Here is a 12,444-nt window from a genome sequence, read left to right as displayed (position 1 = left end):
GCCCCGGCGATCCACGCCGGGGCTCTTCGTCGTTCCGGCCGGACGAGGGCCAGGGCGCGTCTGACGAGCGCTAGAAGAACACCGAACGCCGCTGCATCAGCAGCTTGTAGAGCGTGTGCTGGATCGTCTCGCGCACCTCGTCGGCCAGGTCGAAGACCAGCATCGGATCGTCCGCCGCCTCCGACGGGTACCCGTCGGTGGCGATCGGCTCCCCGAACTGGATGGTCCACTTGGTCGGCAGCGGCAACACGCCCAACGGCCCCAGCCACGGGAAGGTCGGCGTGATCGGCACGTACGGCAGGCCCAGCAGCCGGGCCAGTGTCTTCACGTTGCCGATCATCGGGTAGGTCTCCTCGGCACCGACGATCGAGCACGGCACGATCGGCACCCGCGCCCGCAGCGCCGAGGAGACGAACCCGCCGCGCCCGAACCGCTGGAGCTTGTACCGCTCGGCGAACGGCTTGCCGATCCCCTTGAAGCCCTCCGGCCAGACGCCGACCACCTCACCGCGCTCCAGCAGCGCCTGGGCGTCCTCGTTGCAGGCCAGCGTGTGGCCGGCCTTGCGGGCCAGCTCGTTCACGCCCGGCAGCACGAACACCAGGTCGGCGGCGAGCATCCGCAGGTGCCGGTGGTGCGGGTGGTGGTCGTGGATCGCGACCTGGGTCATCAGGGCGTCCAGCGGGACCGTCCCGGAGTGGTTGGCGACGATCAGCGCGCCGCCCTCGGCCGGGATGTTCTCGATCCCGCGCACCTCGATCCGGAAGTACTTCTCGGCCAGCGGGCGCAGCAGCGAGAGCAGCACCTCCTCGGTGAGCTCCCGGTCGAAGCCGAACTCGTCCACCTCGTAGTCGCCGGTGATCCGGCGGCGCAGGAAGGCCAGCCCGTCCGCGGCCCGGCCCTCCCAGCCCTTGCCGAACACCCGGGTGGTCGCCGGTCCGAGCTGCCCGGACAGCGCCACGCCGACGGCGTCGGCGAGCCGGTCGGCCAGCCCGGGGCGGTCGGGCGAGGTCCAGCTGGGGGCGGACTCGATCGGGATGACCCTGGCCTCGCCCGGCGCGTTCTCGGCTGCGGCACTCATCGCGGGTTCAGCTCCTCGGTCGGCGGGGGCGGTCGGTAAGGGCGGTGCGGGCGTCGGCGGCCGGGGCCCGCTCCGGGCCGAGCAGGGCGGCCAGCCGGTCGGTGACGGCGGCCAACCGCTCGGGTGGCAGCAGGCCGGACCCCTGCGCGGCGGCGAAGTCGGCGAAGGCCTCCGGGGTGGTGAACGCCGGACGGTAGCCGAAGATCTCGCGCAGCCGGGTGGTGTCCACCACCCGGCCGTGGGTGAGCAGCCGCAGCTGCTCCGGCGAGACGTCCACCAGCCGGGTCTGCCGGGCCAGCCCGGCCATCCAGCTGACCGCGGGCAGCAGCAGCGGCAGCGTGGGACGGCCGAGCCGGCGGGCGCACTGGGAGAGCAGCAGGACGCCCTCCCCGGCCACGTTGAAGGTCCCGGTGTTGGCGGTGCCCGGCTCGGCCTCGCCGGCGGCCCGGCAGAGCACGGCGACGGCGTCGTCCTCGTGCACGAACTGCAGCCGCGGGTCGTAGCCGAGCACGGTCGGCAGCACGGGCAGCGCGAAGTACTCGCTGAGCGGGGTGTCCGCGCCCGGGCCGACGATGTTGGCGAAGCGCAGGACCGTCACCGCGACGTCCGGACGGCGCCGGGCGAAGCCGCGGACGTAGCCCTCGACCTCCGCCGCGTCCTTGGCGAAGCCGCCGCCGGGCGGGTTCTTCGGCTGGATCCGTTCGGTGAACACCGCGGGGTCGCGGGGCGCGGAGCCGTAGACGCCGGTGGTCGACTTCACCACCAGCCGGCGCACTCCGGGCGCCTTCTGGCAGGCGCCGAGCAACTGCATGGTGCCGATGACGTTGGACTCCTTCACCGCGGAGCGGTTGGTGGAGCCCAGCCCGGTGGCGCTGACGCTGAGGTGGACCACGGTGTCGACCCGGTGCTCGGCGATCACCCGGGAGACCGCCGGGCGGCGCAGGTCGAGCTGCTGGAAGCGGTACTCGGCGGCCGGGCCGTCCGGCTCCTCGACCGGCAGCCGGGGCGGCTGCACGTCCACGCCGACCACCAGGTCCACGCCCGGACGGCGGCGGACCTCGGCGGCGAAGCGGGCACCGAGATGGCGTGCCACGCCGGTGACGAGCACGACCACGCCCACGGTGTGCACCCCATTCCCTTGACCCGAGCGGCCTGCGTGCACCGTACCGCGCCGCCGTACCGGGCCGTGAAACGACACCGCCCGCCCAGGCCGCGAGGGCCTGGACGGGCGGTGGAAGCGCTGGGCGCGCCAGGCGCGGCCCGGGGACGCTTACTTCTTGTTGCGACGCTGAACGCGAGTCCGCTTCAGAAGCTTGCGGTGCTTCTTCTTGGCCATACGCTTGCGACGCTTCTTGATGACAGAGCCCACGGAACAACCCTCGCTCACTGAGACTCTCGCCCGTGAGAGACGGAGTCCATACGACTGACGGACGGCCTAGCCTACCGTCACCGACGCCTGGGCCGTAATCGTGCTCCCCGCGACCGGGAAACTCGCGGAGAATCTGCGGCAAACAGGGGCGGGATCCACGTGCGGACCCCACCCCTGCCCGCCCGGAGCTACGCGCTCTCAAGCCGCACGTAGGACTCCTTGAGGTACTCGTGGACCGCCTGCTGGGGCACCCGGAAGGACCGCCCGACCCGGATGGCCGGCAGCTCTCCACTGTGCACCAGGCGGTACACCGTCATCTTGGACACCCGCATGACCGAGGCAACCTCCGCCACGGTCAGGAAGACGACTTCCTGCAGGGGGCGCTCGCCGGAACTCATGACCATCACCCGACCCTTACCCGTGTGCAAGGCACCGGCTTCCCCTCCGGTGACTCCACCGGCACACGTGTATCCCCAGAGTAGTTATGGGTGGTACCAGTGGGAAGAGGGGAGGTGCAGTCCTCGTACGGTGAGAGATAGGACTGTTGCAGTACGTAGTCACTCGGCGGATCGCCGGAGTCGGCGTACGCACCGCCCCGCCGCGCCCGGCCCGGGGGGCCGGTTTCAGGCCAGTAGGCCGAAGTGGGGGAACACCGCGCGGCGGGTGGCGAGGATGGCCTGATCGAGTCGGTCGGCCGGATCGTAACCCGCGTCGAAGTCGCGCCAGACCGGCCGGGCGCCGTCGGTCATCCGCAGCGGGGCGGGTTGGCGGGTGCGGCGGTAGACCTCGGCGCGCCAGGGCTCGGGGGTCTCGGTGGCCGGGTCGACGGGCCGTCCGGCGGCGGTGGCGACCAGGTGGGTCCAGGTCCGCGGGACGACGTCCACGATGGCGTAGCCGCCCCCGCCGGTGGCGATCCAGCGGCCGCCGGTGAGCCGGTGGGCGAGGTCGTGCAGTTCCTCGGCGATCAGCCGCTGGGCGTCCACGGTGACGGCGAGGTGGGCGAGCGGGTCCTCCAGGTGGGTGTCGGCGCCGTGCTGGGTGACCAGGACCTGCGGGCGGAAGGCGGCGAGCAGTTCGGGCACCACGGCGTGGAAGGCGCGCAGCCAGCCGGCGTCGCCGGTGCCGGCCGGCAGCGGCAGGTTGGCGGCGGTGCCGGGGGCGTCCGGGCCGCCGGTCTCGGTGGGCCAGCCGGTCTGCGGGAAGAGCGTGGCGGGGTGCTCGTGGAGCGAGATCGTGAGCACCCGGGGGTCGTTCCAGAACGCCTGCTGGACGCCGTCGCCGTGGTGGACGTCCACGTCGACGTAGGCGACCCGCTCGGCGCCGAGTTCGAGCAGCCGGGCGACGGCCAGCGCGGGGTCGTTGTAGACGCAGAAGCCGGAGGCCTTGTCAGGCATCGCGTGGTGCAGTCCGCCGGCGAAGTTCACGGCGTGCGGGGTCTCGCCGCGCCAGACCGCCTCGGCGGCGGCCACGGACTGGCCGGCGATCAGCGCGGAGGCCGAATGGACGGCGGGGAAGGACCAGTTGTCGTCGGTGCCGAGCCCGTGCCGGGGGTCCGACTCGTCGGGGTGGGCCGCGGCGTGCTTGACCGCCTCCACGTACTCCCGGGTGTGCACCAGCCGCAGGGTGGACTCGCCGGCCGGCGGCGCGGCCCGGACGGTCACCCCGGGCCCGGCGTCCAGCCCGAGGGTCTCGACCAGGCGCATGGTGAGCGCCAGCCGGGTCGGGTCCATCGGGTGGCCGGGGCCGAAGTCGTAGGCGGTGACGGCCTCGTCCCAGAAGAGGTGCAGGCCGCAGGGGGTGTCACGCTCGGCTTCGGGCATGGCCTCCACCGTAGCGGGTGGCGGCTGCCGGGCCTCCGCCAGGGCGCGCCGGGGGCGGGCCGGGCGGCGGCCGGGAAGGCCCTGCAGACAGAACCTTCACGCCTCCATATCCTCTCCGCCATGAAGCCATTCAGCGTGCAACGCCTTGGTGTCATTCTCGCCGCATTACTGGGACTTGGCCTGCTCTTTGCCGCCCAGCCGGCCTCCGCCGCGGTCAGCGGATCCTCGTTCGCCGTCGACCGGAAGACGGCGGCGCCGGGTGATCAGCTGACCCTGACGCTGTCTCTCACCAACACCGAGAGCACCGACATCTACTTCGCCTACGAGTTCATCCAGCCGATCTGGCCCGCCAACCAGGAGGCCGGCGCGTTCACGGTCACCGGGTGCTCCGGCGACTCCACCGACTGCGCCGTCAACGGGAACAACGCGAACTTCCACTTCCGGGCGCCGATCGCCCCCGGCGAGACCCGCACCGTCGCGCTCACCGTCCAGATCACCTCGGCCCCGACCTGGACCGGGCCGTACACCCTGAACTGGGCGCCGTACGTCTACTACGAGTACGACCAGGCGAGCGGCGCCAAGGACCAGCTGTGGGCCAACGGCCTGCCCGAGCTGGCCACCGTCATCGGCTGACCTCCGAACCCGTTCGAGCGGCGCCCGTGCTCGCGGCCGTCACACGGCGGCGGGAGCGAGCACGGGCGCCGGGGCGAAGCGGTCCGCCAGCGGCAGGACGGCGAGCACCAGCAGCATCGGGGCGAGCAGCGCCCAGCGGTAGGAGCTCGCGTCCGCGATCGCCCCGACCAGCGGCGAACCGATCAGGAAGCCCACGTAGTTGAAGAGGTTGAGCCGGGCCACGGCGGCGTCCGAGTCGGCCGGGAAGAGCCGGCCCCCGGCCGCGAACACCTGCGGGATGATCGCGCAGATGCCGAAGCCGAGCACGGTGAACCCGGCGATGCCCGCCCAGGCGGCGGGCGCGACGGCGGCCAGCGCGAAGCCGAGCGCGGCCAGCCCGGCGCCGGCCCGCACCACCGGGACGGCGCCGAAGCGCTGCACCGCGCGGTCGCCCAGGGCGCGGCCGAGCAGCATCGCGACCATGTAGCCGAGGTAGGAGAGCTTGGCGAGGTCCTCGGGGCTGCCCAGGCCGTCGGTGAGGTACTTGACGCTGTAGTTGGAGACCGAGGAGTCCGCGATGTAGGCGAAGACCATCGCCAGGCAGAGCGGCAGCAGCGGCCGCCAGGGGATGGACCGGGCGGCGGCCTCGGCGGCCTCCCGGACGGCGTCCCCGAGTTCGGCCGGGCCGGCGAAGCGGGTCCCGGTCAGCAGGGCCAGCGGGGCGATCACCGCCGCGGCCGTGCCGAACAGCACCGGCAGGCCGAGGTCGTAGTGCGAGCCGAGGCCGGCGAGGGCCGCGCCGAGGATGCCGCCGAGGCTGAACGCGGCGTGGAAGCCGATCATGATCGAGCGGCCGTAGCGGTGCTGCAGGCCCACCCCGAGCATGTTCATACTCGCGTCCAACGCACCCACCAGCAGCCCGAACGCGCCGAGCGCGAGGGCCAGTTGCCAGAGCGTGTCGCCGAGTCCGACGCCCGCGAGGCTGAGGCAGACGAGCGGCTGGACGACCCGCAGCACGGCCCGCGCACCGGTGCGCTTGACCAGTTGCTCGGAGGTGATCGAGCCGACCCCGGCGAGGATCGGCACCGCGGCCAGGAACAGCGGCAGCAGCGCGTCGCTCAACCCGTACCGGTGCTGGATCTCCGGGATGCAGGTGACCAGCAGCGCGAAGGTGGTGCCCTGGAGCAGGAAGCTGACGGCGAGCGCGGCCCGCCCGGCGCGCAGGCCGGGCGGGGGGATCGCGGGTGACGCGGCACTCATGGCGGACCTCGCTACTGGCCGGTACGACGATGTTGGCGAGAGCGTAGGCGGTGCACCGCGATTGCGGGAGGGGTTGCGCAGGGGTTTTCCGGGGCCCCGGGGTGCGGGGTCAGAGCAGGGCGGAGACCTCGGCGAGGTCGGCTATCAGCCCGGTGGCCCCGGCGGCGGTCAGCTTCGCCGGGTCGGTGAGCGCGGTGTAGCCGTACACGTCCATGCCCGCGGCCCGGGCGGCCAGCACGCCGTTGGGGCTGTCCTCGACGACCAGGCAGCGGGCCGGGTCGACGCCGAGGGTGTGGGCGGCGTGCAGGAAGAGGTCCGGCGCGGGCTTGCCCACGCCGACGTCCTGGGCGCTGAAGATCCGCTCCTCGGCGACGTACCCGCGCAGGCCGGTGACGTCGAGCGCGGTGCGGATCCACACGTGGTGCGCCGAGGAGGCCAGGCAGGAGGGCACGGAGCGCTGCCGCAGTTCCTTCAGCAGCTGCTCCGCGCCCCGGACGGCCGTCAGCTCGGCGCCGAACGCGTCGAAGACCCGGCCGTGGAACAGCTCGTCGAAGCCCTCCGGCAGCGTCGCGCCGTCGTACCGCTCGGCGATCACGTCGTGGATGCGGTGGGCGGCGCAGCCCATGAAGTCCCGGTAGGAGTCCTCGATCGTGGTCGGGTAGCCGAGTTCGGTCAGGTACTCGGCCAGCACCCGGTTGGAGAGCGGCTCGCTGTCCACCAGGACGCCGTCGTTGTCGAAGATCACCAGGTCGTAGGCCATGCCGCCGAGCCTACCGAGTGGGCTACCTGCCCCCGGAGGCCAGCTCCCTGGAGCGGTCCCGGGCCGCCTCCAGGGCGCCCAGCAGCGCGGCCCGCACCCCGTGGTTCTCCAGCTCGCGGATGGCCGCGATGGTGGTGCCGGCCGGCGAGGTGACGGCCTCGCGCAGCTTCACCGGGTGCTCGCCGGAGTCGCGCAGCATCACCGAGGCGCCGATCGCGGACTGCACGATCAGGTCGTGCGCCACCTGCCGGGGCAGGCCGAGCAGGATGCCGGCGTCGGTCATCGCCTCGACCAGGAAGTAGAAGTAGGCCGGGCCGGAGCCGGAGAGCGCGGTGGCCGCGTCCTGCTGGGCCTCGGGCAGCCGCAGCGCCTTGCCGACCGAGCTGAAGATCTCCTCGGCGCGCTCCAGGTGCTCCTCGGTGGCGTGCGAGCCGCCGGAGATGACGCTCATCCCCTCGTCCACCAGGACGGGCGTGTTGGGCATCACCCGGACCACCGGGGTGCCGGCCGCCAGCCGCTCCTCGAACCAGGCGGTGGGGATGCCGGCCGCGGCCGAGATCACCAGCCGGTCCGCGCCGACGTGCGGGGCCAGCTCCTCCAGCAGGGTGCCCATGTCCTGCGGCTTGACGGCGAGGATCAGGGTGTCGGCGAGCTTGGCGGCCTCGGCGTTGGAGGCGGCCACCACGCCGTAGCGGGCGGCGAGTTCGGCGGCGCGCTCGGGGCGGCGGGCGGTCACCAGGACGTCCGCCGGATCCTTGCCGGCCCGCAGCAGACCGGAGAGCAGGGCCTCGCCGATCTTGCCGGTGCCCAGGAAGGCGATCTTCTGTCCGTGTGCTGCGCTGGCGCCCATGGCCGCTCCTTACCTCGGTACTGCGGCCATCCTCGCACCGCGCGGGGGCACCCGCCGGGACCGTCCAGCCCGTGGGCGACGGGCGCGCCCCCTCCACGCGTCCGGCCGTCCGGTCTCGTCCCTAGGGAGAATCTCGGGGTTCTCCCCTATGGCCTCCGACGCCGCGTGGGAGCACCGTGGAGTCATGGCACACGACGAAATGTCCCGACGTGAGAACCGGCAACTCGCCGCCGCCTCGGCGACGGTGGGCCCGTGGCGGACGGCCGCGGGGGTCGGTGCGGTGGTGGGGGCGACCGCCTTGGGGATCGACGCGATCACCGGGAGCTGGTCGCTGAGCATGCTGGCCGGACCGGCCGGCTGGGCCCTGTTCTTCTTCTTCCTGGTCGGCACCCTGGGCGGGCAGCTGCGCCGCGACACCTCCGACCGGCGGCTGCGCCGCTGGGCGAACGAGCACCCGTGGCAGTCGGCCCTCCCGGCGGCCGGCGGGCTGCTGGTGCTGGACATGCTGGCGCAGCTGCTGCTCGGGGACGCGGGCCTGTTCGGCGCGTTCTTCCTGGCGCTGCTGCCGGCCGGCATCCTGCTGGCCGTCGCCGGGGTCGTGGGGTCGGTGAAGCAGGCCCGCGACAAGGGCTGAGCGACCCGGCGAACCAGCCCGGACCAGGACGGATCAGGACGGATCACCGCGCCCTGCGCACGGGTTCACCACAAGGTGTGCCCCCGATCGACGAATCGTCACACCCCGTCGGCATACTGGCGCGATGCCGATAGCCGAAGATCCGGAACCACGCCCCGCAGCGGGCCGTGAGCCGGGCGGGTCCGACCCGTCCGAAGCGGGCGGGAAGGACCCGTTCGCCGACCTCGTCCTGGACGAGGAGTTCGTCAGGGGCGCGACCGTCCAGGAACAGTCCGGGCGCACCCGCATGCTGGCCGCCCGGTGGAAGCACACCCCGCCGGTCGACCCGGGCGGCCGCCGCTCGGTCAACGACGGCCCGGCGAAGGCCGGGCGCCGGTTCGGCCGGAAGCCGAAGGCCCAGCCGGTCGACCCCTGGGGCAACCCGCGCCCGCGCCGCCGGCTGGAGTGGCGCGCGCCGCTGTACGTCGCGCTGACCATCGCGGTGCTGCTCGCGGCGCTGAACATCGACGGGCTGCGCAGCTGGTACGCCGGCCGCCACGGCGACAGTGGCAGCGCGGCCCACACCCCCGTGCCCACCGTCGCGCCCGAGACGGCCAAGCCGACCACCGCGCCGCCCAAGGTCGACGACCAGCAGCCGACCGTGGACCACCCGTGGGCCGGTTCGCCCGCCGAGGGCTGGCCGAACGGCACCGAGGCCTTCGTCCTCCCGGACGCCCGGCCCATCGGCGTCTTCTCCGCCGACCAGGTGGCCGCCCAACTGCAGTCGGTCAAGAACTACCTGATCGCCGCCAACCTGGACCCGAAGGTGCTGGCGGGCGGCCGGCCGGACGCCGCCCTGGCGCTGCTGGACCGGGAGGAGCGGGACCGTGCGACCAAGGCGCTGACGAACCCGTCCAAGGACACCGACCCGACCAGCTGGTTCAGCCGCTTCGACCAGCGCGAGGCGATCCTGGTGGGCGACGTGGTCAAGGTGCAGGGCCGGATCACCGTCGAGGGCGACGGGGACAAGGGCGTCCTGGTGCACACCGACTTCAGCTACGTGTACCCGCTGCGCCCCGGGCCGGACGCCGCCAAGCGGGCCGCGTCGCCCCCGCCACCGGCGGGCGTGCCGCAGCCGACGAGGCCGGCCGCGCCCCAGGACGGCACGGCCAAGCCGGTGGGCCTGCTGGTGCCGGCGGACGACGTGGCCGGGGACACCTGGACCACGCGCACGGTCGTGCGCCGGGTCGACACCTTCCGCTTCTACGACCCGGCCCGTTACCGGGTGGACCCGAAGAGGCTCGTGTTCGGCGAGGGCGGCGGATCGGACTCCGCCAACGCGGCCTGCGGCGTCTACGACGGCTACTACCACCCGCAGTTCGACCAGTTCGCCACGGACCGGCCCGAAGCCCCGGGCACCCGGCCGACCGGCCCCGCGACCGATCCGTACGACCGCCGCGAGGACCTGTCGACCGACGGCGGGGAGTGCGGCTCGGTCAGCCGCTACTGACCGGTCAGCGCTTGCGCTTGCCCCGGCCCGGCGCCTTGGCGTCGGGCCGGCCGCTGCGGCCCGCCTGGCGCTTCTCGCACTGGGCGACGGCCCGCTCGTACGCGGAGCGCTTGAGCGCCTCGCCGGGGGCCTCCACGAGGCTGCGGACGAAGTAGGTGAGCAGGGCGCCGGCCCCGCCGATGATCCAGACCGCACCGAGCGAGCGGTCCTCGGCCATCCAGCCGGTCAGCTGGTCCTTGCCCTCGGTGAACACCTTCCAGCTGCGCCGCACGGCCATCATCGAGCAGACCACGATGGCGGCGGTCAGCAGCGCGTTGAGGTAGCCGCCGTTGTCGGAGAGGGCGACGCCCTCAACGCCGAGGCGCAGCACGAACACGGCGGCGGCGGCCGTGACCAGGGCGCCGGCCGACACGGCGACGCGGCGCGGCCAGTAGCCGCTGTCCCGGTTCACCCAACTGGTGCCGAACCAGCGGATCGGCTCGGGCTCGGGGGCGCCGACGGGCTTGGCTGCGGGGGTGGGGGGCTGCTCGCTCACGAGGACGATTATCACCCGGGGCCGCGGTCCGACGGAGGAGCCGTCCGCGTACGACGGAGGAGCCGTCCCGGCCTGCGGGACGGCTCCTCCGGTGGTGCGGGTGCGCCGCGGGTGTCCTGCGGCTGCGCGGTGGGTCTCAGCCGAGCTTGGTGACGTCGCGGACGGCGCCCTTGTCGGCGGAGGTGGCCATCGCGGCGTAGGCGCGCAGGGCCTGGCTGACCTGGCGGTCCCGGTTCTTCGGGCGGTAGCCGGTCCCGGCCTCCAGGGCGCGGCGGCGCTCGGCCAGGACCTCGGCGGGCACCTCCAGGGAGATCGTCCGGCCGGGGATGTCGATGGCGATGGTGTCGCCGTCCTCGACCAGCGCGATGGTGCCGCCGGAGGCGGCCTCCGGGGAGGCGTGGCCGATGGACAGGCCGGAGGTGCCGCCGGAGAAGCGGCCGTCGGTGATCAGGGCGCAGGACTTGCCGAGGCCGCGGCCCTTGAGGAAGGAGGTCGGGTAGAGCATCTCCTGCATGCCCGGGCCGCCCTTGGGGCCCTCGTAGCGGATGACGACGACGTCGCCCTCCTTGATCCGCTTGGCCAGGATCGCCTCGACGGCGTCCTCCTGGGACTCGCAGACCACCGCCGGGCCGCTGAAGGTCCAGATCGACTCGTCGACGCCGGCGGTCTTCACGATGCAGCCGTCCTCGGCGAGGTTGCCGTGCAGGACGGCGAGGCCGCCCTCGACCGAGTAGGCGTGCTCGACGCTGCGGATGCAGCCCTTGGCGGCGTCGGTGTCCAGCGACTCCCAGCGCTCGGACTGGGAGAAGGCCTCGGCGGAGCGGACGCAGCCGGGTGCGGCGTGCCACAGCTCGACGGCCTCGGCGGAGGGCGAACCGCCGCGCACGTCCCAGGTCTTGAGCCACCCGGCGAGCGAGTCGGCGTGGACGGTGTGGACGTCCTCGTTGAGCAGCCCGCCGCGGTACAGCTCGCCGAGGATGGCGGGGATGCCGCCGGCCCGGTGCACGTCCTCCATGTAGTACGAGCCGTTGGGCGCGACCTTGGACAGGCAGGGCACCTTGCGGGAGATGGCGTCGATGGCCCGCAGGTCGAAGTCCAGCTCGGCCTCCTGGGCGGCGGCGAGCAGGTGCAGGATGGTGTTGGTCGAGCCGCCCATGGCGATGTCCAGGGCCATGGCGTTCTCGAAGGCCGCGCGGGTGGCGATCGCGCGGGGCAGCATCGAGGCGTCGTCCTGGCCGTAGTACCGGTCGGCGATCTCCACGACGGTCCGCCCGGCCCGCTCGTACAGGGCGCGGCGGGCGGTGTGGGTGGCGAGGACGGAGCCGTTGCCGGGCAGCGAGAGGCCGATGGCCTCGGTGAGGCAGTTCATCGAGTTGGCGGTGAACATGCCGGAGCACGAGCCGCAGGTGGGGCAGGCGTTCTCCTCGATGATCGCGATGTCCTCGTCGGAGACGTTCTCGTTGGCCGCCTGGGAGATCGCGTCGATCAGGTCGAGCTTGCGCACGGTGCCGTCGACCAGGGTGGCCTTGCCGGCCTCCATCGGCCCGCCGGAGACGAAGACGGTCGGGATGTTCAGGCGCAGCGCGGCCATCAGCATGCCGGGGGTGATCTTGTCGCAGTTGGAGATGCAGATCAGCGCGTCGGCGCAGTGCGCGTTGACCATGTACTCGACCGAGTCGGCGATCAGGTCGCGCGAGGGCAGCGAGTAGAGCATGCCGTCGTGGCCCATCGCGATGCCGTCGTCGACCGCGATGGTGTTGAACTCGCGCGGGATGCCGCCCGCCTGCTTGATCGCCTCGGAGACGATCCGGCCGACCGGCTGCAGGTGGGTGTGGCCGGGGACGAACTCGGTGAAGGAGTTGGCGACCGCGATGATCGGCTTGCCGAAGTCCTCACGGGCTACGCCGGCGGCCCGGAGAAGCGCCCGGGCGCCTGCCATGTTGCGACCGTGGGTGACCGTACGGGACCTCAGCTCGGGCACTGTGCTCCACTCCTTCGGGGCTCTCGCCGGCGCCCCGCTGGTAGGAGGTGCGGGGG

General features: G+C 73.2%; 13 protein-coding genes. 3 read left to right on the top strand and 10 right to left on the bottom strand.

Translation table 11 applies throughout. From position 1 onward, the window contains the following. Positions 1 to 70: 70 nt before the first annotated feature. From ACIOJE_RS01435 to ACIOJE_RS01415, 5 genes are all read right to left on the bottom strand, one after another. On the bottom strand, positions 71 to 1,078 hold the full coding sequence (locus ACIOJE_RS01435; RefSeq protein WP_280675457.1) for a lysophospholipid acyltransferase family protein: 1,008 nt from the start codon (positions 1,076 to 1,078) through the stop codon (positions 71 to 73). Between the two features lie 7 nt (positions 1,079 to 1,085). Further along, positions 1,086 to 2,198 (bottom strand): NAD-dependent epimerase/dehydratase family protein, encoded by a 1,113-nt coding sequence (locus tag ACIOJE_RS01430; RefSeq protein ID WP_280675793.1) that lies wholly within the window; start codon positions 2,196 to 2,198, stop codon positions 1,086 to 1,088. 150 nt (positions 2,199 to 2,348) lie between these two features. Further along, positions 2,349 to 2,447, bottom strand: a complete 99-nt coding sequence (locus tag ACIOJE_RS01425) for a 30S ribosomal protein bS22 (protein ID WP_003948845.1) — start codon at positions 2,445 to 2,447, stop codon at positions 2,349 to 2,351. 188 nt (positions 2,448 to 2,635) lie between these two features. After that, the gene (locus ACIOJE_RS01420; protein ID WP_063351305.1) at positions 2,636 to 2,845 is read right to left on the bottom strand and encodes a helix-turn-helix domain-containing protein; all 210 of its coding nucleotides are present in this window, start codon (positions 2,843 to 2,845) and stop codon (positions 2,636 to 2,638) included. Positions 2,846 to 3,070: 225 nt separating this feature from the next. Beyond that, complete coding sequence (locus ACIOJE_RS01415; RefSeq protein WP_280675461.1) at positions 3,071 to 4,267, bottom strand: acetoin utilization protein AcuC; 1,197 nt, start codon at positions 4,265 to 4,267, stop codon at positions 3,071 to 3,073. A gap of 120 nt (positions 4,268 to 4,387) precedes the next feature. On the opposite strand from ACIOJE_RS01415, the gene ACIOJE_RS01410 reads away from it, so the two are divergent. Continuing rightward, positions 4,388 to 4,900, top strand: coding sequence for a hypothetical protein (locus ACIOJE_RS01410; RefSeq protein ID WP_400772597.1), 513 nt, complete (start codon positions 4,388 to 4,390; stop codon positions 4,898 to 4,900). A gap of 39 nt (positions 4,901 to 4,939) precedes the next feature. Here ACIOJE_RS01410 and ACIOJE_RS01405 read toward each other — a convergent pair whose 3' ends face one another. The 3 genes from ACIOJE_RS01405 to proC form a co-directional block, all read right to left on the bottom strand. Beyond that, a complete protein-coding gene (locus tag ACIOJE_RS01405) occupies positions 4,940 to 6,139 on the bottom strand; it encodes an MFS transporter (protein ID WP_400772595.1) in 1,200 nt (399 codons plus the stop codon). Positions 6,140 to 6,248: 109 nt separating this feature from the next. Beyond that, positions 6,249 to 6,899, bottom strand: a complete 651-nt coding sequence (locus ACIOJE_RS01400; protein ID WP_400772594.1) for an HAD family hydrolase — start codon at positions 6,897 to 6,899, stop codon at positions 6,249 to 6,251. Between the two features lie 22 nt (positions 6,900 to 6,921). Continuing rightward, positions 6,922 to 7,749, bottom strand: coding sequence for a pyrroline-5-carboxylate reductase (gene proC, locus ACIOJE_RS01395; protein ID WP_280675469.1), 828 nt, complete (start codon positions 7,747 to 7,749; stop codon positions 6,922 to 6,924). A gap of 184 nt (positions 7,750 to 7,933) precedes the next feature. Here proC and ACIOJE_RS01390 point away from each other — a divergent pair, with 184 nt between their 5' ends. Together ACIOJE_RS01390 and ACIOJE_RS01385 are read left to right on the top strand one after the other, a co-directional pair. Continuing rightward, the gene (locus ACIOJE_RS01390) at positions 7,934 to 8,383 is read left to right on the top strand and encodes a hypothetical protein (protein WP_280675471.1); all 450 of its coding nucleotides are present in this window, start codon (positions 7,934 to 7,936) and stop codon (positions 8,381 to 8,383) included. A 124-nt stretch (positions 8,384 to 8,507) separates the two neighbouring features. Continuing rightward, a complete protein-coding gene (locus ACIOJE_RS01385) occupies positions 8,508 to 9,872 on the top strand; it encodes a hypothetical protein (protein ID WP_400772593.1) in 1,365 nt (454 codons plus the stop codon). A gap of 4 nt (positions 9,873 to 9,876) precedes the next feature. Here the strand turns inward: ACIOJE_RS01385 and ACIOJE_RS01380 are convergent, their stop codons facing one another. Both ACIOJE_RS01380 and ilvD read right to left on the bottom strand, forming a co-directional pair. Further along, positions 9,877 to 10,407: a hypothetical protein gene (locus ACIOJE_RS01380; RefSeq protein ID WP_280675474.1), complete on the bottom strand. Its 531-nt coding sequence runs from the start codon at positions 10,405 to 10,407 to the stop codon at positions 9,877 to 9,879. 136 nt (positions 10,408 to 10,543) lie between these two features. Further along, complete coding sequence (ilvD, locus tag ACIOJE_RS01375; RefSeq protein WP_400772591.1) at positions 10,544 to 12,388, bottom strand: dihydroxy-acid dehydratase; 1,845 nt, start codon at positions 12,386 to 12,388, stop codon at positions 10,544 to 10,546. Between the last annotated feature and the right edge of the window lie 56 nt (positions 12,389 to 12,444).

This window comes from Kitasatospora sp. NPDC087861 (assembly GCF_044742585.1).
Lineage (GTDB): Bacteria > Actinomycetota > Actinomycetes > Streptomycetales > Streptomycetaceae > Kitasatospora.
The sequence above is the reverse complement of the archived record's forward strand: the minus strand, read 5'-3'. Positions and strand labels throughout refer to the sequence as shown.

Excerpts from the sequence above, each read along its gene's own strand:
- ACIOJE_RS01435 (WP_280675457.1), bottom strand. The coding sequence starts at position 1,078 with ATGAGTGCCGCAGCCGAGAACGCGCCGGGCGAGGCCAGGGTCATCCCG.
- ACIOJE_RS01420 (WP_063351305.1), bottom strand. The coding sequence starts at position 2,845 with ATGAGTTCCGGCGAGCGCCCCCTGCAGGAAGTCGTCTTCCTGACCGTG.
- ACIOJE_RS01415 (WP_280675461.1), bottom strand. The coding sequence starts at position 4,267 with ATGCCCGAAGCCGAGCGTGACACCCCCTGCGGCCTGCACCTCTTCTGG.
- ACIOJE_RS01410 (WP_400772597.1), top strand. The coding sequence starts at position 4,388 with ATGAAGCCATTCAGCGTGCAACGCCTTGGTGTCATTCTCGCCGCATTA.
- ACIOJE_RS01405 (WP_400772595.1), bottom strand. The coding sequence starts at position 6,139 with ATGAGTGCCGCGTCACCCGCGATCCCCCCGCCCGGCCTGCGCGCCGGG.
- ACIOJE_RS01400 (WP_400772594.1), bottom strand. The coding sequence starts at position 6,899 with ATGGCCTACGACCTGGTGATCTTCGACAACGACGGCGTCCTGGTGGAC.
- proC (WP_280675469.1), bottom strand. The coding sequence starts at position 7,749 with ATGGGCGCCAGCGCAGCACACGGACAGAAGATCGCCTTCCTGGGCACC.
- ACIOJE_RS01390 (WP_280675471.1), top strand. The coding sequence starts at position 7,934 with ATGGCACACGACGAAATGTCCCGACGTGAGAACCGGCAACTCGCCGCC.
- ACIOJE_RS01385 (WP_400772593.1), top strand. The coding sequence starts at position 8,508 with ATGCCGATAGCCGAAGATCCGGAACCACGCCCCGCAGCGGGCCGTGAG.